The organism is Mycolicibacterium elephantis DSM 44368 (genome assembly GCF_004014805.1).
In the GTDB taxonomy this organism is placed as follows: domain Bacteria; phylum Actinomycetota; class Actinomycetes; order Mycobacteriales; family Mycobacteriaceae; genus Mycobacterium; species Mycobacterium elephantis.
The window spans coordinates 1-1,415 of sequence record NZ_ATDN01000058.1; the positions used below are offsets into that span (position 1 = coordinate 1).

Annotated in this window: 1 protein-coding gene; it reads left to right on the top strand. The window is 64.8% G+C overall.

Annotation, left to right across the window (positions count from 1 at the left end; genetic code table 11):
* The first annotated feature begins 119 nt into the window (after positions 1-119).
* Complete coding sequence (locus MELE44368_RS23785) at positions 120-1,352, top strand: IS256-like element IS1245 family transposase (protein ID WP_011725525.1); 1,233 nt, start codon at positions 120-122, stop codon at positions 1,350-1,352.
* The last annotated feature ends 63 nt before the right edge of the window (positions 1,353-1,415 follow it).

Consider the following 1,415-nt stretch of genomic DNA (forward strand, 5'->3'; position numbering starts at 1 on the left):
GGGAACGTCCCGGGGAGTGGTGTAAGTGATGGCGGCGTGTCGGTCCCTGACGTAAGAGGGCCATCGCGTGAGTCTCTGTGGTGAAACGACCAAGGATCACTACCGAGAGGAACATCGCGATGGCCCTGGACCAGTCTGCCTTGCTGGAGGTGCTCGACGCACTGCGCACCGCCGATGCCGGTGAGCGGATCACTCAAGCCGCCGAAACGATCTACCAAGCCTTGATCGACGCGGAGTTGACCGCGTTCATCGGGGCTTCTCCCCATGAGCGCACCGAGACCCGCTCCAATCAGCGCAACGGCTCGCGTCCGCGCACGCTGTCCACGGTCGCAGGGGACCTGGAACTGCGGATTCCCAAGCTGCGCACCGGGTCATTTTTCCCGGCGTTGTTGGAGCGGCGTCGCCGGGTCGATCAGTGCTTGTTCGCGGTGGTGATGGAGGCCTACCTGCACGGCACCTCCACCCGCAAGGTCGACGATCTGGTCAAGGCACTGGGTACCGATACCGGGATCTCCAAAAGCGAGGTCAGCCGGATCTGCAAAGACCTCGACACCGAGGTCGCGGCCTTCCGGGACCGGCCGTTGGGTGATCAGCGCTTTCCGTATGTCTTCCTCGACGCCACCTACTGCAAGGCCCGGGTGAATCATCGGGTGGTGTCGCAGGCGGTGGTCATCGCCACCGGGGTGGCCGCTGACGGGCGCCGCGAGGTACTGGGCTTTGAGGTCGGAGACTCCGAGGACGGGGCGTTCTGGACCGCGTTTTTGCGGTCGTTGAAATCCCGCGGTCTGGCCGGAGTCCAACTGGTCATCTCCGATGCCCATGCCGGACTGCGCAGTGCCATTGACGCCGTGCTGATCGGGGCCGCCTGGCAGCGGTGTCGAGTGCACTTCCTGCGCAACGTGCTCGCCCAAGTGCCCAAGGGCTCCGCAGAGATGGTCGCCGCCGCGATCCGCACCGTCTTCGCCCAGCCAGACGCCGAGCACGTGCGCGAACAACTCGACACCATCGCCGGCATGCTCGGCCGCCAGTTCCCCAAGGTCGAAACCATGTTGCGCGAGGCCGCCGCCGACATCACCGCCTTCGCCGACTTCCCGGTGGCCCACTGGAAAAAGATCTGGTCAACCAACCCACTGGAGCGATTGAACAAGGAAATCAAACGCCGCACCGACGTCGTCGGCGTGTTCCCCAACCCCGCCGCGCTGTTACGGCTGGCCGGCTCGGTACTCGTTGAGGCCCACGACGAATGGCAGGTCGCCGACAAGCGCTACCTCTCCGAGACCAGCCTCGCTCTGCTCGACGTCAGTGACCAAAGTGCCGAAACCATTGCCCCCACAGCCGCTCTCACGGCATAGTGGCTACCACAGAGCCACACGCGGACACGCGACCGCTCTTACACCACTCCACGGGACGTGACC